Genomic DNA, 19,967 nt, shown 5'->3' on the forward strand with positions numbered 1-19,967 from the left:
CCCTGACAGGATTTTTTATATATTAGTATTCAAATACAAATGATATGAAAAAAAATACGAACAGAGTAACTGATACTATTCTTATGGGTATTCACACCCTGGATCAATCCCAAGGTTGCTATTACTATACAGTTTATACGGGTTTTCGGCCCCATCAATTACACGGGTAAAACCGGAAGAATAAAAAAAGCTGAAGCCATTGTCTGTATAAAAGCAGAGGATAAATTTTATTACCTGCAAACAATCACCATAGAAACAAAATAAGAATATGTCAGCACCCATCCCATATACGGTTCAGAGCGGAGAAACGCTGCAGGATATCGCCAGGAAACTGGGTATCAAAGACTGGACGAAACTCAAAGATTATCATAATGCCAATTCCGGAACGAAGGTTGGCAATACTCCCTATACAGGGTTTTCCCTGATGACCCCTCCGCCTGACGAGGTTTACGCCCTTAATGGTGAAACACCACCTCCTGATCCCGAAGAAGAACAAAAAACAGCAGAGCAGAAACAGGAAGAGGAAAAGAAGAAGGAAGAAGAAAAAAAGAAAAACGAACAGGCTTCCAAAAGCGACCACGACGGAAAATACTTTGTGGTGCATGGCGCCAAATGTGTTTGTGATAAAGCAGAAAATCCAAAACAAACAGCGGATCTACAGGTAACCACCCATTCCGTTATTGTTTTGAACGATCAACAGGGAAAACTGGCGGCAACCGAAGAAGATAAAACATTCAACCCTCCTGCAGCCACTTTTGGAAAATGTACCCTGAAACCATCCCCGGGAGGCTATCTTCCCTGTGCGGTTGCCCCGGCTCCAAAATGGAATAAAACCTATGACAGCACCCAGGTATTAGGAAAAAATACGCTCACTGAAATATCAGAACTTCCCTGTATGACCGGTGGGAAAATCACCATATTCAAACATGGACAGACGGACTCCGTGAGCAATGCCCATGCAGACAATACCAACCCGGCGGAACTCGCTATGGTTAACCCGGCAGTAGATATGCCTAAGAAAAAGGAGGAATATCCTTCTGTAACTTCTATTGCCTTAACCCAGATAGAAAACAGGATTACCTTTAAAGCAATAGATTCCAAAAATAAAAGCGGTGTTGTGTATCTGCGCAAAGACGAAGAAGCTTCTTTCAAAGCCAATCTGAAAAGCGGGAACCAACAGCTCACCTCATGGGTGGTTTACAGTGACCACCAGGGTAAGAAAGAGAATAGAATCTTTTTAAGAGAACAAATCGGGACAGAATTTTCCCAGAGTTTCGAAGGATTGGGAAAATTCAGGATTGAAGGATACGGAAAACCTAAAACCCCTGAATTTGAAAAAGGGAAATATGACAAATGTGATCCTTCCTGCTCCATTGACGTTGAGGTAGTAGAAAACACCCTGCTTGAGCTGGAATCCACCTCCGGAGATTTTACCACCCGTATCGATCCTTCTAAAAACAGGAAATTCAGAAGGGGTGTTCCTTCGGTTTTCAGGGCTAAGTTTTTGATCCCTGATCTTACGGAAGAGGAGAAATCCAGGCTGACGCTGGCGGTATTTGACGGAAGTGGAAATGCCATTACAGAAGGTGTTCATATCAATGGAGACACCCTTACCTTTACCCCTCAGAACACCAAGGCTAAATACACAATCCTGGCCCGTTATATCAATGAAAATGGTGAAGCCATAGAAAAAAAGATGTCCGGGGAAAGTGAAGGCAATGCAGTTTTAGGCATCAGCCATGGTGCGGAAGTTGTAAGGCCCGGAACCTCCATGTCGTTCAGTGTTACCAAAATGAAATATAAGTTTGGAGATGACAACTCTCCTTTTGGCCTGACTCCGGGGGAATCTTCAGACATTAAATGGAACCTGGACGGTGTACTGATCGGGAATGGGAAAAGCATTACCATTCCAGGGTCGCGGGTTACTCCAGGAAAACATGTTGTGGAAGCATACAGCATGGTGGCCAATGCTACCGGAAAAAACGCTAAAAAAGAAGATGATGACTGGCATTTTGAGGTGAAGGAAAATGATGTGGTAAGCTTTACCGTCAGCGGTACTCCAAAAGTGGGTAAACCTATGACCGCTACTGTTGATAAAATGATATTTTCCGACCTTCTTCCTAATGAAACCGTACACTGGCAAGGGTTTTCCAATGCCGTTACCGGAAAGTCCATCAACTTTACGCCTAAAAAGCCCGGGACATTAACCATTACCAGCAGAATAAAAGGGAAAGGTTCCACCCAAACCATAAATGTAGTACAGCCCATAATTAATGATATCCAGTTTACAGACAGCAACGGAAGTAAAATAGACAAAGCAGGCTGGGGACAGAAAGTAAATATCCGCATTGATCACCAAGGTCTTGAGAATGAGAAGTTGACTATTGTTCTCTGGGATAGTGACACGGTACAGGATGACCCTGTAAAAACCATTACCATCAAAGCTTATGACGGAGGGCTGATTCCGGTAACCTTAGATGCTGACATGAAAAATAAGGCGGGAAACCAGGGATTGATTTATGCCAGAATTTCAGCGCCTGATGTTGTAGCCATTGGGGAAGGATTGCCATTCCCTAAAACATATAAGCTGGATGTCCAGGACAAAAAAGAAATCTTTAATGCCAAGTTAGGCAGTGAAGACGGCAGCGAAAAACATACGGTAGTAGATTATGATGAGATCAGTTATTTCTACGCCAACAGCCGGGGAATAAAGCCTGATGAAAGCCTGTTCCTGGAAATAAGGGATTCCGTACTGGGGAGAGACCCTCTTCTATTACAGCAGGCCAATGTTAAAGCTAATCAGAATGGCATCATCAAACAAAAAATTATATGGAACGGTATAAAAAATAAAGTAAATTTATTGACCGTATATGCCATCGTAAAAGAAAAGAACCAGGACGGAAAAGTCTTATACGATGCAGATGGTGATTATTCTATGGCAACCGCTAAGCTGAGAAAAGGCAGTACCCTGGTTAAAATAGTGGAGAATAAAGGTGCAGTGAAGGTGGGGGATCAACCAATAAGTGGGTCTAATTGTGGTGGTAAATTTTGTATTAAAAAAGGAAGCCCTAAGAGCGAATTGATCAGAGAAATCAATATCCGCTTAGCTGGATTTGGAGGAAATGTTCCAACAGATGAGTTTACTGATAATACAGAAAAAATGGTAAAACAATTCCAACGGGATTATATGAAAGTTGAAGAAACAGGAAAAGTCTGTGGAAATGTTTTAAAAGCTATTGATGAGTTTTGTAATAAATACATTGAACAAATCAATGACTACAAATGTCCTTGCCAAAACCCTAATAATTCTAAAGAAAATGATAAAGCTGCTAAGATAAATAGATGCCCTGAAGGTTGGGGAAAAGGATTATATGCAAGTCAATACATGGACTCAAAAATTAAAGAACCATACAGGAAATATGAATATCCAGGTATGCACCGTTCAATACTGTGGGCAGTAAGCGCCATGAATTTTTACTTAGATTTTACAAAATCAAAATATAAGAAATTTGATATCAATAGAGGATATCGCTGTTGGGCGGATAATGATTTTCACAAGCGGAAGTCCACAAATCATTTTGGAAAAGCAGCAGATATACGCTTTACTAAGAATGGAACTAGAACTAAGGAGGCTTCAGATGCAAATACTATTAGAACTGAAATTTTCAATAAATATCTAAATGCAAAATGGTGGGGCAATCCAAATTTTTTTACATTAGAGAAAGAATCTGATGGAGCTGTAACTTATGTTCATGTAGATTGTCGAGATTTTGCAATTGAATACCATGATAATAAATTCTTTATTAAAACACAAGAGCTTGTTATGGGCAAAAGTATAATTCAAATTGCAAACGAATTAGGGTTAAAAGATATATGTAGTTGTATGGGTGGAGGAGCGACTAATAGTAATTCAAATTCGATAACAAGTGGTGACAGAGTTGACCCTAAAACATTAATTACATCACAAAAGGGTAAAGATTTTATAAAAGACTGGGAAAAATATTATAAAATGCCTTACGATGATTCTAAGCATTATGCTACAATTGGTTATGGATATCTTATAGCCTATAAAAGCCATGTAAAGGTCACTAAAGCCGACGTTGAACAAACAGATATTACTTGGAAAGAGTTCCAAGAAGGAATTTCAAAAGAAAGAGCGTTACAATTATTTGAAGAAAAAATAAAAAAATATGAAAAATCAGTATATAGAGATATTACGGTAAAACTGTATCAATATGAGTTTGATGCATTGGTTAGTCTTCTATTTAATTGTGGACCTGATTTTCTAAAAAATAACAAAGCCCCTAAATTATACAAGAACTTATTAGCAGAAAAATATGAAGACGCGGCAAAAGAATTTTTAGATATAACCAACGATGATACAGAGGGATTAGTAAAAAGAAGAAAAGCAGAAAACGATATGTTTTTAAATAATCATTATGATTCAACACATTAATATTATAAAATGAAATTACAACACATATACATCATTACTTTCTTTATTTTTTTTAGTTGTAAAGGAAATAATGATTTAAACAAAAAGCAAACTTCAATTGCTAAAGAAAACTCCTCTTCTGTAATAAGTATAGAAGATCAAAATAATACTAAAAGGTATAAGTTTAATACAATTTCTCAAAACCCAATTGTTGATATAAAGAAAGAGTCAAGAGAACAGATTATTAATAGATTTAGAGACTCTGAAGTACTCATCAACTTTAATAATAAAACTTTTCAGGCAGGTAAAGAGTGTACATTTGAATATTTTGAAAAAAAAGTTTCTCCTATCAAATATTGGTATAACCAATCAACTATAAATATTTATAAAGAAGAGTTGGCAAAAATAGGAATTTCTCTTCCAAAAGAATTTTCCGTTTTTATGTCAGCGAATCCAAATAAGACATGTGAATATCCAACAAGTGAATATATCCTTATCGAAGGTAAAATAATCTTTATTTATGAAGGTTATTTAATAGTATTTGGAAATGATTTAGATAAATTTGAACAGAATGTTGATAACTCCTCAGATCAGAACATCCAAGATAAGAAAACAATAGCAAAAAATAGTGAAAGAAACATCATATTGCCTGTCTCAAAAGAAGATTTATTAAACCCAAATATTCAATTTCCAATAATTGATAAAAAAATAATTGTCGAAGGTTCTGAAGCATCAAGTGTATATAAACTGGCAAATAATACTTTTTTGTTATGGTTTGACGGAGATAACGAAAGATGGTATGTGGTAACTTTTGTAAATAACCAATTATTTAATAAACTACTTATTGGTAAAAGTGAAACTATTGAATCAGAAAATGGTAAAATAATAGATAATTATATTGATTTTAATATTGGTAAAGATTTAGAAATTAAACTAAAATATAGTACTGGTAAAAAAATAAAAAAAATAGAGAGTTATCAAATCAGCGATCAAACTGGTAAAATTGAAAAGCTCTTGTAAGCCCCTATTATCTGGTAAACAAACACTTAAATTTTTATCTTTTCCTAAATTAAAATAGTATTGATTGCCTTATATGTAAAATATAAATCCTAACTCCACTGAAAACTAATAATGAAATTTTTAATATCCTCTTTTCTACTGATATTTCTTTGGTATTGCAAAAAGCCGAATAATACTCGTCTCAAAGAATTAAAAATACCTCATCTGTTTCTGATAAGGTAATGAACAACGCTGATGAGTTTAATTTTTGATATCTGTGTTGAAAAAGATCAAAATAACAGGCCTTCTTCTCTAAAAATAGAGATTATTAAAAATTCTAAGAATTTCCAAAACATAACGTATAATCCAAGCACTTGGCCTGTAATTAAAGATTCTCTAGCATTAACCCGTGCAAATTATTTTGCGAATGATGCTGTTATAAATGAAGGTGTGGAACATTTCCATGATTTTATTACTGCTGATTTCAATTTTGACGGACGTGAGGACTTTGCAATTCTTTATGATTTTTGGAGGCAATGGAGGACCTTCATATTCATATTTTTTCCAAAATGAGAAGGGCGAATTTCTATCAAATAAAGAGTTTCCATTAAATGAGGGACCATTTCCAAAAATTATCAATAAAGCTGATAAAACCTTAGTTATACAAAGACCAAAGGGCTGTTGTAAAACCAATACAACGGTTTTCCAATTACAAAAAAATAACTGGAAAATAATTTCCACAACAGATGAAGCTATGGAATAATCTAAGGTTTACCTAAAAAGCACAAACAAATTGAGTTAATGAGAAATATATTAAATAAATTATCATATATAGGATTATTCCTCTCTATAATAAACTCATGTCAATCCAAAGAGGAAAAAAAACAAACGAACAGTAGTGGAAATTCAGAAGAAGTAAGTAATAATTTATACATTGGTAAATGGCTTTCTATTAATAAAGAAGGCAACCAATATTATTATTGCACTGATAGTGATAGGTTTTTCGAAATAAATAAAGATAAAATCTATGACCATACTCCTATGGAGGATTCAGATTTTAATATTGATCATATTAAAGAGAAAGAAAATCAAACTTTTTTCTATATAGATAAACAAGAATCTTCTTATTATATTTTAAGCTGGGTCGACAAGAATAAAGGTATCATATCATACCAATTTAATAAGGATAGCCCAAACTTTTTTATTGCAGAAAAAAAATTAAAAAGTATTAATAGTAAAACTTGTCAGCCAAAAGCTAAATCGTGTGATTTTAATAACCTTTCGGATAAATATAAGTTTGTTTTAGAAGCCGGAGAATATAAAAACGAAAAAGAACAAACATATCCAATTTCAGCATGGGTTATTGTAACCAATAAAAAAAGTGGAAAATCACAGGAGATTCATTTTGAACCAAATTCGTGGGCAACTTACAGTAACTTACCTTGTGACAGTTTTTCTGTAAAAGATTTTAATTTTGATGGTCTAGAAGATTTTGCAATTGTTTGGGATCAAGGAGGAGCCGAAAAATTATATGAATATTATTTTCAGGATGAAAAATGAAATATTCTTCTCAATCCAAATTATAAGTTCTTTTAAGTTTGAATTCGTTAATATGAATAGTTAAGTGGTTTTATTTCATTGAGTTATGGGTTTTTGTTCCAAAGCTTTAAATTCATTTCAGAGTGAATTTTGTATTGGCGTAAATTATTATTTATACATTTGCAGCAAATCGTTAATTATGAAAAAACTTTTATTACTCACTTCCATGTCTTTGGGAGTTATTGTCAGTGCCCAGGAAACTAAAACTGAAGCTCCTGTAAAGGATACCGCTAAAGCCTGGTCTATTCAGGGTCAAAACACATTAATGCTTAATCAGGCTGCCTTTTCAAATTGGGTAGGAGGGGGAGCCAACAATGTAGGCTGGCTTGCCGGTGTAAATTACAACCTTACCTATGAAAAAGGAAAAGACCTTTGGGAAAACATCATTATTCTTGGCTACGGGCAGAATAATACCCAAGGTACAGGGGTAAGAAAAACACAGGATGTTATTAACCTTTCCACAAACTATGGGAGAGAATTTGCCAAGCATTGGTATTTGTCAGGTGGCGCAAGCCTTCAAACCCAATTTGCTCCCGGGTATGAAGACGGTAATAATCCTGATGCAAAAAAGATCTCCAATTTCTTTGCCCCGGGTTATCTGAATCTTGGTGCAGGGGTTACATACCGTCCCAATGACAATCTTACAGTAACTTTACGTCCGGCTAACGCAAGATGGACTTTTGTATTGGATAAAGACCTTCAGAAAGCAGGTACTTACGGGCTTAAAAATGATGGAGACTCTTCTCTTTTCCAGTTTGGTTTTCTGGGAACAGCGATCTATAAGGTAAAAATTATGGAGAATATTAACCTGACCAATACTGCTTCTGTTTTCTCAAACTACCTGGATCATCCGGAGAGATTGGTACTTGCTTATGGAGCCGTTTTGAATATGAAGATCAATAAGTATATTTCTTCCAATATCACATTAGACTTGCTGTATGATCACAATCAGATCTGGAAAACACAGTTGAAACAAACGTTAGGAGTAGGTTTTGCCTATAATATAGACAACGGAAAGAAACGTTCAGACAATAAAGACAATCAAAGCTGGCTGAAAAAATAGAACTCGGTTAGTTGAGACCATAGAAAAAGCACTTCTAAATGAAGTGCTTTTGTGTATCAATATATATATAAGTCTTAAAATTCTATATCCACTTCAAGCTTTTCAGCCAAAAGTTTTGAAATTTTATCTTTAAGAGGTTCGATATCAATGTTTTGCATTGCATCATTGGCAAAGGCATATAGAAGTAAAGCCTGAGCCTCTTTTTTAGAAATTCCTCTTGCTCTTAAATAGAATAACGCATCTTCATTCAGCTGACCTACCGTACAACCGTGAGAACACTTTACATCATCGGCAAAGATTTCCAACTGAGGTTTGGTATCAATACTTGCACCTTCGCTTAATAAAACGTTGTTATTCTGCTGGTAAGCATTGGTTTTCTGAGCAATTTTATCAACAAAAACCTTCCCATTGAAAACACCATGTGCATTACCGTCAAAAATGCCTTTGTAGTTCTGATAACTTTCACAGTTCGGGAAGTTATGGTGAACGGCCGTATGGTGGTCTACCAACTGATCTTTACCAATAATCGTAATTCCATTCATAAATGAATTGATATTGGATCCGTTATGAATAAAATCCAGGTTATTTCTTACCAGTTTTCCTCCGAAAGAGAATGTGTTTACAGTAGTTAAACTGTCTTTTTCCTGTTTTGCGAAGGTATGGTCTACAAGGTAAGAAGTATTGTTGTCATTCTGAAGTTTGTGCCAGTCCGCTTTTGCATTGGGATAGGTAAAGATCTCTGTCACAGAGTTAGTTAACACATAGGTGTCATCGAAATTGTGGTGACTTTCAATTACCTCTACTTTTGCTCCTTCTTCTACAATCAATAAATTTCTTGTGTTGTAGAATGTATTTTCTTCCTGATTCTGAGAAATGTAAAAAATATGGATTGGCTTTTCAATCACTACATTTTTAGGAACTTTCAAAAAGAAACCGTACTTGCAGTATGCAAGGTTTAAGTTGGTAAAAGCCAGGTCCTTGGAAGCAATTGTGTTAAAATATTTTTCAAATATCTCTTTATGTTTGTCATCATTCAATGCATAATTGAATGAAAGGAACTCTACATTTTCAATAGAAACTTTTGAAAGTTCTTTGTGAAGTTTACCATTTACGAAAACAATCCAATCAAAATTTTCCTCTCCAAGATGCAGTTCATCAAACTGCTCTTTAGTGATGTTGTGGTTTTCTTTCGGGAAAAAGTTATAATTTTTTTCCGTGATCTCCTTTAGATTGGTATATTTATATTCTTCGTCTTTTTTTGTCGGAAAACCAGCTTCTGCAAACTTTCCTAAAGCCTGAACTCTCGTTTCATCCAAAAAGCGATGACGAAGTGTGCTTAGAAATTCGTTATGATTATTTAAAATTTGTTCGTTTAAACTCATTTTCTGAACGTTTATTCTGTCACGTATAAGAATGCTGGATTCCTACAGAATGACAAAGATTGCGTTTATTTTTTTAATTTTTATCGGCTTTAATCTTCAATTAATTTAAAAGCCAGTCGTACCCTTTTTCTTCAAGCTCTAATGCCAAAGATTTATCACCTGTTTTGATGATTTTTCCGTTAGCTAAAACGTGAACGAAGTCAGGTTGAATATAGTTTAACAGTCTTTGATAGTGCGTAATTAAAAGAACTGCATTTCCTTCGTTTTTAAAATAATTTACCCCATCTGCAACGATTCTTAATGCATCGATATCCAATCCTGAATCGGTTTCGTCAAGGATAGCCAGTTTAGGATTAAGCATCATCATCTGGAAGATTTCGTTTCTTTTCTTTTCACCCCCTGAGAACCCTTCATTCAGTGATCTTGAAAGGAAATCCTTTTTGATTCCAAGCTTTTCAGATTTTTCACGGATTAATGCAAGCATTTCCTTTGCCGGCATTTCCTCCAATCCGTTTGCTTTTCTGGTTTCGTTTAAAGCAGCTTTGATGAAGTTTGTAACAGACACCCCGGGAATTTCTACCGGATACTGAAACGATAGGAAGATTCCTTTATGTGCCCTGTCTTCAGGAGCATCTTCAATGATGTCTTCTCCTTCGAAAAGAATCTCTCCACCTGTTACTTCGTAATCTTCTTTACCTGCGATTACGGAAGAAAGGGTAGATTTACCGGCTCCGTTCGGCCCCATGATAGCGTGCACTTCACCCGGCTTTATTTCAAGATTAATCCCTTTTAATATTTCTGCGCCATCTTCAATTCTGGCGTGAAGGTTTTTAATTTCTAACATTTTATTTGCTTAAACAAATTATTTTTGAATTCTATATACTAAACTTTCAGGCTGACCAGGAACATCATTAAGCGTCCCGATTCGGATCATACCTGCCTTTTCCAAAACTTTAACAGAAGCTATGTTGCCGGGACGGACAATAGCGAATATTTCTTCCTTATTCTTCTCATTAAGCCCGTATTCTATAGCTTTCTTTGCGAATTCTGTGGCGTATCCCTTCCCCCATGCCCGGGAGGCAAAACGATAGCCTAAATTCAATTTTTCTTCTTCTCCGTAGAGCTTATAGCTTAGCCCTCCAAAACCAATTATGTTGTCAGGATGATCTTTTTCAACAATCGCCCAACCTCCAAAATTATGTATTTCCCAATGATCAAGCATCCTGGCAAATGTGCTTTCTGCTTTTTCAAAACTCATGGGTCCACCTGGATTGTAAATATTGGTTTGAGGATCATGATTAATTTCAAAGAATTTTTCAAAATCTTCTTTTGCTGGTCTTCTTACAATTAATCTTTCTGTAGCTATCATATTTTTATCCTACTGATCCTTCTAATGAAATTTCAAGTAGTTTTTGTGCTTCAATGGCAAATTCCATTGGAAGTTTGTTTAATACTTCCTTACTGAACCCGTTTACAATCAGAGCAATGGCTTTTTCCGTATCAATTCCCCTCTGGTTACAGTAGAAAATCTGATCTTCCCCAATCTTTGAAGTTGTCGCTTCGTGCTCTAATTGTGCACTAGGATCTTTGATTTCTATATATGGAAAAGTGTGTGCTCCACATTCATTACCCATTAATAAAGAGTCACATTGTGAAAAGTTTCTGGCTCCTTTTGCAGAAGGCATTACTTTTACCAGTCCTCTGTATGAATTCTGGGATTTTCCTGCAGATATACCTTTTGAAATGATTGTAGATCTGGTATTTTTTCCAATGTGAATCATTTTTGTTCCCGTATCTGCATATTGGTGGTTGTTCGTTACTGCGATAGAGTAGAACTCTCCGATGGAATTGTCTCCTTTCAGAATACAAGAAGGATATTTCCATGTTACAGCAGAACCTGTTTCAACCTGCGTCCATGAGATTTTTGCGTTTTTTTCACAAAGACCTCTTTTTGTGACAAAATTGAACACTCCTCCTTTTCCTTCTTCATTACCCGGATACCAGTTCTGAACCGTAGAATATTTAATTTCTGCATCGTCTAACGCAATCAATTCCACAACTGCAGCATGGAGCTGGTTTTCGTCCCTTGATGGTGCTGTACAGCCTTCCAGGTAAGAAACATAACTTCCTTCATCGGCAATTACAAGTGTTCTTTCAAACTGTCCTGTTCCTGCCTGGTTGATACGGAAATATGTAGAAAGTTCCATCGGGCATTTTACGCCTTTAGGAATATAACAGAAACTTCCGTCAGAGAATACTGCGGAATTTAATGCTGCATAAAAGTTATCACCTCTGGGAACTACTTTTCCAAGGTATTTTCTTACCAAATCAGGATGATTCTTAATCGCTTCAGAAATAGAACAGAAAATAATTCCTTTTTCTGCCAAGGTATCCTGAAAAGTGGTTTTCACAGAAACTGAGTCCATTACGATGTCTACAGCCACTCCTGAAAGTCTTTTCTGCTCTTCGATATTGATTCCTAGCTTTTCAAAGGTTTTCAATAATTCCGGATCTACTTCATCAAGGCTGGCAAGTTCAGGCTTTACTTTAGGTGCAGCATAATAACGGATTGCCTGAAAATCAGGTTTTTCATATTTGATGTTGGCCCAGGTAGGTTCTGTCATTTTCTGCCAGATCTTGAAGGACTCCAGTCGCCATTCAGTCATCCATTCCGGCTCTTCTTTTTTAGCAGAGATGGCACGGATGATATCCTCATTTAAACCAGTCGGGAAGTCTTCATAATCAATCTTCGTTTCCCAACCGAATTCATATTTTTTATTTTCTAGATCGACTCTTAAATCGTCTTCAGTGTATTTTGACATTAATTAAATAATTAAAAAATTAAATGATTAAAAATTAGCTTTGTTCCCTAGTATCAGTTTTAGAGAGATAATCAATAAATTTTGATAATTGTTTAGAAACTAATTTACAATCATTAATTAACTGGTTCGTATCTTCATCATAACAGCGAGCAAAGATGTAACATATTTCTTACTTCTCCACAACTTCCTTTAGAATATTTTAAATATCGAATAAACTGTGTGTTATTATTGTACTCGCTTCCCTCTTCAATGTTATTTGAAACCGACAAAACAGCTCTTTTGATTTGGTTTGTCAGTTCAAACTTTTTTTAAACTTGTCTTTTTTTAAAAGATTAAAGATATTCTTAGTTAGAGTAACTGTAAGTTGATAAACTTCAAAATTTTCAAATTCAGCAGCCATTACTAATCTTTAAATTTTTCAATCATTTAATCTTTTAATAGCTACAAGCTAAATGATTCACCACACCCACATGTTCTGGATGCGTTCGGATTGTTGAAAACAAATCCCTTTCCGTTCAATCCTCCTGAATACTCAAGAGTTGTTCCTGCTAAATAGAGGATGGATTTTTTATCTATAATAATTTTAATGTTATTATCTTCAAAAATCTGATCTGTGTCTGTTTTTTGGTTGTCAAACTTTAAAACATACTCTAAACCAGAGCATCCGCCGCTTTTCACCCCCACCCGTATATAATCTTCAGCAGGGTTAAAACCATCTTCCGTCATTAACTGGATGGCTTTTTCCTTTGCATGGTCTGATACTTTTATCATTGTATTTATTTAGAATGATTTAATGATGCAAAAATACGAACTAATTTCCGCAATCTCAAATCGAAGATATCTATTTTAATGATTATGATCTTAATAGGACTGTTTTTGTTGTATAAAAGGTACTTCATCAGTATAAAAATTTCTTTTACAGATGAATAGCCCTGTTTTTGATTTAACCTTGAAATGCATTTGTGATCTATAAAGAAAATTGGGATAAAACAAGCAACCTGTCTTTTAATGCCAGGCTGCTATCCAATAAAAGAAATAATAATGAGAAAATTAGGTATTATTGCTTTGGCGCTTTTCATCCAGCATGTCTCGGCACAGACCAATCGGTTCGTGTATCAGGTAACTATGAAACCCAATGCAGAAAATAAAAGTGAAATAAAAACAGAAAACGCTTATTTGGATATCTCTCCCGAGAAATCAGTTTTTTATTCAGAAAACAGGATCAAAAGAGATTCTATTATGCAAAAGGCTTTTCAAGGTGGTGGTGGAAGAGGAAGTATCAACAGGGATCAGATGGAAAGTCTGAGAACCAATATCAGCTATTCCGTAGAAAAGGATAAAACCAATCAGAAAACGTATTTTAAAGACAGAATCGGAAGGGATATGTATTCTTATGAAGAAGACCGGCCCGTGAGTTGGAAAATTTCCTCCGAAACAAGAAAAATAGGAGAATATAAAGTTCAAAAAGCTGAAACAGATTTTGCAGGAAGAAAATGGACAGCCTGGTTTACAACAGATCTTCCTTATCAGGACGGACCATATAAGTTTGGCGGACTTCCTGGATTAATTGTAAAAATAGAGGATGATAAAGGAGATTATTCTTTTGATCTGATGAAGAATTATAAAATTGCAGAATTTCCGACTTTGAGCCAGTTTGGAAATACTTTAAAAGTAAAAAGAACCGATTTTGTAAAACAGCAGCAAAAGTTCAGAACAGATCCTATGTCATTTATGACTCAGGGGGCAGGAGGTATATCTGCTCCAATGAGAATCGGAGGTGGAAGAGGCTCTGGCGGAAATCAGAACCCTGCCGATATAAGAAAAAGAATGGAGGAGAGGGTTAAAGAAGAAGCTAAGAAAAATTCTAATCCAATCGAATTGCAATAAATGAAAATTCGGTCTCATTTTGAGACCGAATTTTTTATATTTAGTTTATCAAACCTAACAGGTTTGAGCAGTTTACCTTAGCAAGGTTATTTTAAAAGCTGGTTGAAGGTATCCCCTTGTCTGATATCACCGGTATTATACCCTTTCATAAACCATTCTTTACGCTGTGCAGAAGATCCGTGGGTAAAGCTTTCCTGATTCACATATCCCTGTGCTCTTCTCTGAATATTATCATCCCCAACAGCCTCAGCAGCATCTATGGCAGACTCAATATCTCCGGGCTCCAGAATATTTTTGCTGTCATTGGTTCTTTTCGCCCACACTCCGGCATAGAAATCTGCCTGAAGTTCTGTGGCAACAGATACCCTGTTCATTTCAGCTTCCGAATATCTTCCGCTCCTTCTTAAAGCATCTACTTTTTGAGTAGTTCCTAGAAGAGTTTGTATATGATGACCCATTTCGTGTGCTAGAACATAGGCTACAGTAAATTCAGTAACCTGAGCTCCGAATTTTTGCTGAAGCTCACCGAAAAATTCCATGTCCATATAGATTTTCTGATCGGCAGGACAGTAAAATGGTCCCATGGCAGACTGTGCTGTGCCACATCCAGAGCTGGTTGTGTTTTCGAAAAGTACAATTGTGGGTTTAGAAAAACTCATCCCGTTTTCTTTAAAGATCTGACTCCAGGTTTGGGTATTCCATCCGGCCATCATATCAACCATTTCCCCGATCTTTTTTTCCTGTACGGTAAGCTCTCTTTTCTCGCCGGTATTCCCGGAGGATTGTATGCTGCCGGAATTTAAAATGCCGGACGGATCGCCACCCAGAAAGAAAACGATTGCAGCTATAATTAAAGTTCCAAGTCCTCCACCTACAATCATACCTCCGCCACCGGAGCCACGGCGGTCATCAACGTTTCCGCCTCTGTCGTCTGTCCATCTCATACTAAATGTTTTTGTGACGTAAATTTATAAAATTAAAACATACAATAATTAAAATGTTATAATCGGAATGTCTTTATCCGGATAATTATTAAATTTTTGAATAAGTCCTTTGATATATTCATTCGTTTCTTTATAGTTTTTGTCTTTCGTTCCTTTGAAATCATAAGTAAAACTATCTCCCGAGTCATTACTGAAAATAATACGGTGAGAGGCCGGGTCTTCTATAAAATCATTGATAATCTTGCTTAATTTTTCTTTTTTAATGTTTTCTTTATATACTTCCGGGATGAATAAGTTATCTGTCTTTTTTATTGCTGTCATTTCGAAGCTATATTCTCCATCCGCCGATTCTGCTTTGAGCACCAGTCCGGGCAATCCGGAAAAAATATAAGGACCATCATTGATGGGAACATCTGTAGTGTATAGGATATGCCATTTTCTTTGCCCAAAATCAGCATAAGCCTCGTTGGTGGAATAGCTTTTATAATTTTCGTGTTTTTTTAGATCATAATATTGCAGATTCTTTTCATTATACCAATACTTGAACTGATTAAATGTACCTCCTACAGTATGAATATTTTTAGAGAGATGCTTGGAAACTTTAAGCCTGAGTAAAGGACTTGCAATGGATTTTACAGCAACAATATTATTTTGACTGATCAAAGAGTCAATTGTAGCTTTATTAAGATTATAAAAAATGCTTTGGTCCTTAACGATTTTTAAGATCATATTTTCTTTTACGAATGTATTGTTCTCTTTTTGTGGCTTAAACTTTACTTCATACGTAATCTCATAACTCTGCGCAAAGAAATAACCAAAAGGGTACCACAGTAGAATAAAAATAAGAACAGGCTTCATTATAGGTCTACTATTCATTAAACTTTTCAATTAAAACTTTTTTATAATACTCTTTATTGTGCCCGTTGGTGTGGTCCAGGTAGTTATATTTTTCCTGAAAATATTGTTTTTGGCAGTTTTGTGGCAGGTATTTGTTAACATTATCATCATCTGTGTGTTCTACAATAGGATAGATCGGAAGTTCAGCTTGCAGTAAAGTCTTATTCTTTGCCAACGTTTTAATAACCAGATAACGTAGAGAATAATCGCAGCTGTATTTTGTAATATCTGGTTCTATATATTTTTTGAAATAATAATTAATAGCTTCTTTTTTAAATGCCTGATCTAAATTGGATCTGTCAAAGGTTAGAAATAAAGTATAGAGCCACTGATACTTTATATAATTTTTTAATCTTTTTACAGAGTCTGTGTCATCCGGAGAAATAAGAATATTCGATAGTTTGCACTTCTTTAAGATATCTGCAAGAAGCATTTCTGAAGTAATTTTTAATTCTTCAATGTTTTTCTTATCCTCAATGTTATAATAGACATTCGTTTTTCCAAATGTTTTGTTAGTTAGTGTTTCATTGATGTATTCGTGGATAATGGCCTGATCTCCTGTGTAAACAAATTTTTGATCTTTCTCAATGGTAATATTTAGTTTTTCTGTTGGCTCAAGAAATAAATTAATATTTCGAAAAAGCTTATCAGCGATATTGATAGTGATCTTATTTATTTCATTAATTTCTTTTTTGCTATGGCTATTTATTGATATTTCTTTTTTTTCATTTTTTACTATAATAAGATCATCAGTCTTATTGATAAGGGTAAGTTCCTGTGCCTTTAGTCCGCAAAATGAAAATAAGAGGATACAGGATATCCTCTTATTTAAAAATAAATACTTCATATATAAAGTATAAAATTTACTTGTGAAATTAAGAATTCCTATAGTTATCACATATGTTGAAACAAGTTTCAGCATCAGGTGCTATAGTGTCTAAAGGTGGTTTTCCCGATCCCGCTGGTGCACAATGGCAATTAAATTCAGTCCCTCCTTTTACAGTTTTTAATTCTCTTCTTGAAATTTGTTTTAGATTTTTCATTAACAATTAGTTTTGGTTAAGTTTTTTTTGTTTGCTTTCAAATATAATAAAAATATCATCAAATGGTGATATTTTTATTATGTTTTGTTACCTGTTCAACTGTTTTGTTTTTAACCAATACGATGTAGACTGGTAAGCGGAAATGGTTTCGTCTACCAGCTTCTGATCTGCTTTTTTCAGCAGTTTTTCATTATAATAAAGCTTAAATTCAGGGGCAAGATCACTTTTTTCCTGCTCCAGAGAATACTGTTTTACTTTTTTTACCGGGGAAATGATAGTTAAACGTCCGTCTTTTACAAATCCAAGATCCTGATAGGTTGCAATATAGGCTTTAGGCTGAAATTCTTTTGTAAAAACATCCTGCCCTAAAAATTTTGATGTATAGCTGAAATTCAATAAGCCTAATAGAGTAGGCATGACATCAATCTGGGACATCAGCGTATCAAACTTTTGCGGCTGAATAAAACCTTCCGAAAAGATCATAGCAGGAATTCTGTACTTATCCATCGGAAGCTCTGTCTTTCCGGCACTGGAAGCACAATGGTCTGCAATGATTACAAACACCGTATTTTTATACCAATCCTGTTTTTTTGCCATATCAAAAAACAGTTTAAGAGAGTAATCTGTATATTTTACTCCTCCTTCACGGGATTTTGCCGTTCCGGGAATATCAATCCTTCCATCAGGGTAGGTAAAGGGTCTGTGGTTGGAAACCGTCATCCAGTGATTGAAAAACGGTTTTCCTGACTTGGCTTCAGCATTCATTACCTGAATGGCTTTTCTGGCCATATCTTCATCGGCAACACCCCAAACATTGGCAAAAGTAATTTCTTCCGGCTTAAAGCTATTTCTGTCTACAATACCATAGCCATTCCCTCCAAAAAAATCCTGCATATTATCAAAATAGCTGTAACCGCCATATAAGAATTTTACATCATAGCCTTTGGATTTGAAGACATTTCCCGTGGTAAATTTATTTTTATTATCATTCCTTTTAATGATACTTTCTCCGGCCGTAGGAGGAATACACAGCGTTAAAGCTTCCAGTCCACGCACGGTTCTGTTTCCCGTAGCATAAAGATTGGTGAAGAGCAGTGATTTATCAGCCAGACTATCCAGGAACGGTGTAATTTTCTCTTTATTTCCGTAGTGCTCCATAAAATCTGCAGAAAGACTTTCGATGGAAATCAAAACCACATTTTTCTTAAGTTCAGGCTGTTCCGAAACAATATTCCTTGATAACATAGGCTGCGAATACTGGCTTAAGAAATTACTTTCAGCCTGCTTCTGATTGATCTGCAAATAAAACTGAAAATAATCCAGCTCATTATGGGTGAATGCCCAGTAAAACTTAGGTAATCCGTTGGCCTCAATTTCATCGGCAAAAACATTATCTGATTTGATCTGCATTAATGAAGGTATTGCCAAAAGGCTGAGCGCACAAAGGACCATAAATGTGCCCAGTAAGACCATTTTTTGTTTGAAATCAGGAAGTTCCAGCAGCTCATCTTTTGTTTTTTTATAGATAAACCATGTGATAGCCAGGGTAACAATCATTATTGCTGAGAATAATGGGACAACAGGATAGCTTTCCATAATATTCCCAATTACCTCATTAGTATAAATCAGATAGTCTACTGCAATGAAATTATACCGTACACCAAACTCATTATAGAAAAAGTATTCACTTACTCCATTGAAGATGATTAAAAGGACGTAGAGAAATAATGTGATAAAATACAATACGTTACGGATTTTGATTCTTTGAGTAGGAAGGAAAAGCATGATTCCAAATAAAAATGTTTTTATCCCTACAAATGCCAACGCTATTTCAGTAACTGAGCCTCCGTACTGCTTAAAAATATTATTGGGAACAAGCCAGATATACAGGAAAAACAGAACCAGTATCCCGAAGATAATATAACCATAAGGCTTTTTATATTTCGAATTGGAAAGGAATAAAAAATAGAGCGCCAGAAACGTACTGGCCAGTATGAAGACCACTATATCATTCAAAAGGCCTATACCAAGCACTTTTATTACTTCAAAAAAGCTAAAACTGGCTGTGGTAATGGGATGGAAAAAGAATACTGTTCTTATTATCAACGATATAATAAGATAGAATACTCCTAGATACAGGAACGGTTTTATTTTTCTTAAAAACATGTATTGAACGGTCTATATTAGTTTCACAAAGATAGTTTTTGTGTTCAACTTTTAACATAAAAAAGTAAAAACATACGGTTTATTAAGAAGATTTTAATGGTTTCAAAAAGAAATAAGAAGGGACAATAGTCAATTTACCGGATAATGCTGATAAAAAAAGACCATCCCTAAATTGAGATAGTCTTCCTGTTATCGTTGCATTGGTTTAAGATTAAGAATGTCCAAAACCAATGTTTCCTTTTTTATCAGATAATTTCTTTTTAAAATCTATCATTCGTAAGGCGGTCACTGCTGCTTCCACTCCTTTGTTACCAAGGTCGCCCCCGCTTCTTGCAATAGATTGCTCTTTGTTGTCGTCTGTTAATACACAGAAAATAGTAGGGGTATCAGTCATGATATTGCAGTCTTTAATTCCTTGTGCTACTGCTGAACATACATAATCAAAATGAGGTGTTTCTCCGCGGATTACGCATCCGATAGAAATTACTGCATCAAACTTTCTTTCTTTGCAAAGCTGCATGCTTGCATAGCTCAGCTCAAATGCTCCTGGAACAGGAAAAAGTTTGATATTTTCAGGTTTCACTCCTTCTTTTTCAAGGATTTCCAGGGCTGCATCACGAAGATTGTACGTTACAAAATCATTCCACTCAGAAAAAACAATGCCGATAGAAAAATCTTCGGCATTTGTTATATGAAGTGGCTTGTAATCGGAAAGATTAACTGTTGCCAT

At 35.3% G+C, this 19,967-nt stretch carries 19 protein-coding genes; 7 read left to right on the top strand and 12 right to left on the bottom strand.

Going from position 1 to position 19,967, the window contains the following annotated elements; all coding sequences use genetic code 11:
• Positions 1-268 precede the first annotated feature (268 nt).
• From OK18_RS21455 to OK18_RS08495, 6 genes are all read left to right on the top strand, one after another.
• Positions 269-4,456 carry a glycoside hydrolase family protein gene (locus tag OK18_RS21455; RefSeq protein ID WP_053327725.1) on the top strand — a complete coding sequence of 1,396 codons (4,188 nt, stop codon included), beginning with the start codon at positions 269-271 and terminating at the stop codon, positions 4,454-4,456.
• A 9-nt stretch (positions 4,457-4,465) separates the two neighbouring features.
• A complete protein-coding gene (locus OK18_RS08475; protein WP_053327726.1) occupies positions 4,466-5,455 on the top strand; it encodes a hypothetical protein in 990 nt (329 codons plus the stop codon).
• A 234-nt stretch (positions 5,456-5,689) separates the two neighbouring features.
• Positions 5,690-6,007, top strand: a complete 318-nt coding sequence (locus tag OK18_RS08480) for a hypothetical protein (protein ID WP_053327727.1) — start codon at positions 5,690-5,692, stop codon at positions 6,005-6,007.
• Positions 5,955-6,197, top strand: a complete 243-nt coding sequence (locus tag OK18_RS21940) for an XAC2610-related protein (protein ID WP_053327728.1) — start codon at positions 5,955-5,957, stop codon at positions 6,195-6,197. Before OK18_RS08480 ends, OK18_RS21940 begins: the two co-directional genes overlap by 53 nt.
• A 38-nt stretch (positions 6,198-6,235) precedes the next feature.
• A complete protein-coding gene (locus tag OK18_RS08490) occupies positions 6,236-6,994 on the top strand; it encodes a hypothetical protein (protein WP_053327729.1) in 759 nt (252 codons plus the stop codon).
• A gap of 178 nt (positions 6,995-7,172) precedes the next feature.
• Positions 7,173-8,096 carry a DUF3078 domain-containing protein gene (locus tag OK18_RS08495; RefSeq protein ID WP_050021940.1) on the top strand — a complete coding sequence of 308 codons (924 nt, stop codon included), beginning with the start codon at positions 7,173-7,175 and terminating at the stop codon, positions 8,094-8,096.
• Between the two features lie 74 nt (positions 8,097-8,170).
• Here OK18_RS08495 and sufD read toward each other — a convergent pair whose 3' ends face one another.
• The 6 genes from sufD to OK18_RS08525 all read right to left on the bottom strand — a co-directional run bounded on the left by sufD (position 8,171) and on the right by OK18_RS08525 (position 13,071).
• On the bottom strand, positions 8,171-9,478 hold the full coding sequence (sufD, locus tag OK18_RS08500; RefSeq protein WP_053327730.1) for a Fe-S cluster assembly protein SufD: 1,308 nt from the start codon (positions 9,476-9,478) through the stop codon (positions 8,171-8,173).
• 100 nt (positions 9,479-9,578) lie between these two features.
• The gene (sufC, locus tag OK18_RS08505; protein WP_050021939.1) at positions 9,579-10,322 is read right to left on the bottom strand and encodes a Fe-S cluster assembly ATPase SufC; all 744 of its coding nucleotides are present in this window, start codon (positions 10,320-10,322) and stop codon (positions 9,579-9,581) included.
• An 18-nt stretch (positions 10,323-10,340) separates the two neighbouring features.
• Positions 10,341-10,847, bottom strand: coding sequence for a GNAT family N-acetyltransferase (locus tag OK18_RS08510; RefSeq protein WP_050021938.1), 507 nt, complete (start codon positions 10,845-10,847; stop codon positions 10,341-10,343).
• Positions 10,848-10,851: 4 nt separating this feature from the next.
• A complete protein-coding gene (gene sufB / locus OK18_RS08515) occupies positions 10,852-12,300 on the bottom strand; it encodes a Fe-S cluster assembly protein SufB (RefSeq protein ID WP_050021937.1) in 1,449 nt (482 codons plus the stop codon).
• 137 nt (positions 12,301-12,437) lie between these two features.
• The gene (locus tag OK18_RS21690) at positions 12,438-12,569 is read right to left on the bottom strand and encodes a four helix bundle protein (protein WP_238555429.1); all 132 of its coding nucleotides are present in this window, start codon (positions 12,567-12,569) and stop codon (positions 12,438-12,440) included.
• Positions 12,570-12,741: 172 nt separating this feature from the next.
• Complete coding sequence (locus OK18_RS08525; RefSeq protein WP_050021936.1) at positions 12,742-13,071, bottom strand: HesB/IscA family protein; 330 nt, start codon at positions 13,069-13,071, stop codon at positions 12,742-12,744.
• Positions 13,072-13,341: 270 nt separating this feature from the next.
• On the opposite strand from OK18_RS08525, the gene OK18_RS08530 reads away from it, so the two are divergent.
• On the top strand, positions 13,342-14,187 hold the full coding sequence (locus tag OK18_RS08530; RefSeq protein ID WP_053327731.1) for a GLPGLI family protein: 846 nt from the start codon (positions 13,342-13,344) through the stop codon (positions 14,185-14,187).
• 86 nt (positions 14,188-14,273) lie between these two features.
• Here the strand turns inward: OK18_RS08530 and ypfJ are convergent, their stop codons facing one another.
• From ypfJ to ribH, 6 genes are all read right to left on the bottom strand, one after another.
• Positions 14,274-15,131, bottom strand: a complete 858-nt coding sequence (gene ypfJ, locus OK18_RS08535; protein ID WP_053327732.1) for a KPN_02809 family neutral zinc metallopeptidase — start codon at positions 15,129-15,131, stop codon at positions 14,274-14,276.
• Between the two features lie 48 nt (positions 15,132-15,179).
• Complete coding sequence (locus OK18_RS08540; protein WP_082129168.1) at positions 15,180-16,007, bottom strand: GLPGLI family protein; 828 nt, start codon at positions 16,005-16,007, stop codon at positions 15,180-15,182.
• A complete protein-coding gene (locus tag OK18_RS08545; protein WP_156173248.1) occupies positions 16,000-16,875 on the bottom strand; it encodes a hypothetical protein in 876 nt (291 codons plus the stop codon). Before OK18_RS08545 ends, OK18_RS08540 begins: the two co-directional genes overlap by 8 nt.
• A gap of 28 nt (positions 16,876-16,903) precedes the next feature.
• On the bottom strand, positions 16,904-17,071 hold the full coding sequence (locus OK18_RS21990; RefSeq protein WP_410493149.1) for a bacteriocin-like protein: 168 nt from the start codon (positions 17,069-17,071) through the stop codon (positions 16,904-16,906).
• 87 nt (positions 17,072-17,158) lie between these two features.
• Positions 17,159-19,237 (bottom strand): LTA synthase family protein, encoded by a 2,079-nt coding sequence (locus tag OK18_RS08550; protein ID WP_053327735.1) that lies wholly within the window; start codon positions 19,235-19,237, stop codon positions 17,159-17,161.
• A 211-nt stretch (positions 19,238-19,448) separates the two neighbouring features.
• Positions 19,449-19,967, bottom strand: coding sequence for a 6,7-dimethyl-8-ribityllumazine synthase (gene ribH / locus OK18_RS08555; RefSeq protein WP_053327736.1), 519 nt, complete (start codon positions 19,965-19,967; stop codon positions 19,449-19,451).

Origin of the sequence: Chryseobacterium gallinarum (genome assembly GCF_001021975.1) — a bacterium.
In the GTDB taxonomy this organism is placed as follows: Bacteria; Bacteroidota; Bacteroidia; order Flavobacteriales; family Weeksellaceae; genus Chryseobacterium; species Chryseobacterium gallinarum.

Coding starts and splice junctions, on each gene's coding strand:
- OK18_RS08550 (WP_053327735.1), bottom strand. CDS start 19,237: ATGTTTTTAAGAAAAATAAAACCGTTCCTGTATCTAGGAGTATTCTAT.
- OK18_RS08490 (WP_053327729.1), top strand. CDS start 6,236: ATGAGAAATATATTAAATAAATTATCATATATAGGATTATTCCTCTCT.
- sufB (WP_050021937.1), bottom strand. CDS start 12,300: ATGTCAAAATACACTGAAGACGATTTAAGAGTCGATCTAGAAAATAAA.
- OK18_RS21990 (WP_410493149.1), bottom strand. CDS start 17,071: ATGAAAAATCTAAAACAAATTTCAAGAAGAGAATTAAAAACTGTAAAA.
- OK18_RS08540 (WP_082129168.1), bottom strand. CDS start 16,007: ATGAATAGTAGACCTATAATGAAGCCTGTTCTTATTTTTATTCTACTG.
- OK18_RS08530 (WP_053327731.1), top strand. CDS start 13,342: ATGAGAAAATTAGGTATTATTGCTTTGGCGCTTTTCATCCAGCATGTC.
- OK18_RS08480 (WP_053327727.1), top strand. CDS start 5,690: ATGAGTTTAATTTTTGATATCTGTGTTGAAAAAGATCAAAATAACAGG.
- OK18_RS08475 (WP_053327726.1), top strand. CDS start 4,466: ATGAAATTACAACACATATACATCATTACTTTCTTTATTTTTTTTAGT.
- OK18_RS21455 (WP_053327725.1), top strand. CDS start 269: ATGTCAGCACCCATCCCATATACGGTTCAGAGCGGAGAAACGCTGCAG.
- OK18_RS08495 (WP_050021940.1), top strand. CDS start 7,173: ATGAAAAAACTTTTATTACTCACTTCCATGTCTTTGGGAGTTATTGTC.
- ribH (WP_053327736.1), bottom strand. CDS start 19,967: ATGGCAACAGTTAATCTTTCCGATTACAAGCCACTTCATATAACAAAT.
- OK18_RS08510 (WP_050021938.1), bottom strand. CDS start 10,847: ATGATAGCTACAGAAAGATTAATTGTAAGAAGACCAGCAAAAGAAGAT.
- ypfJ (WP_053327732.1), bottom strand. CDS start 15,131: ATGAGATGGACAGACGACAGAGGCGGAAACGTTGATGACCGCCGTGGC.
- OK18_RS21940 (WP_053327728.1), top strand. CDS start 5,955: ATGATTTTTGGAGGCAATGGAGGACCTTCATATTCATATTTTTTCCAA.
- sufC (WP_050021939.1), bottom strand. CDS start 10,322: ATGTTAGAAATTAAAAACCTTCACGCCAGAATTGAAGATGGCGCAGAA.
- OK18_RS08545 (WP_156173248.1), bottom strand. CDS start 16,875: ATGAAGTATTTATTTTTAAATAAGAGGATATCCTGTATCCTCTTATTT.
- sufD (WP_053327730.1), bottom strand. CDS start 9,478: ATGAGTTTAAACGAACAAATTTTAAATAATCATAACGAATTTCTAAGC.
- OK18_RS08525 (WP_050021936.1), bottom strand. CDS start 13,071: ATGATAAAAGTATCAGACCATGCAAAGGAAAAAGCCATCCAGTTAATG.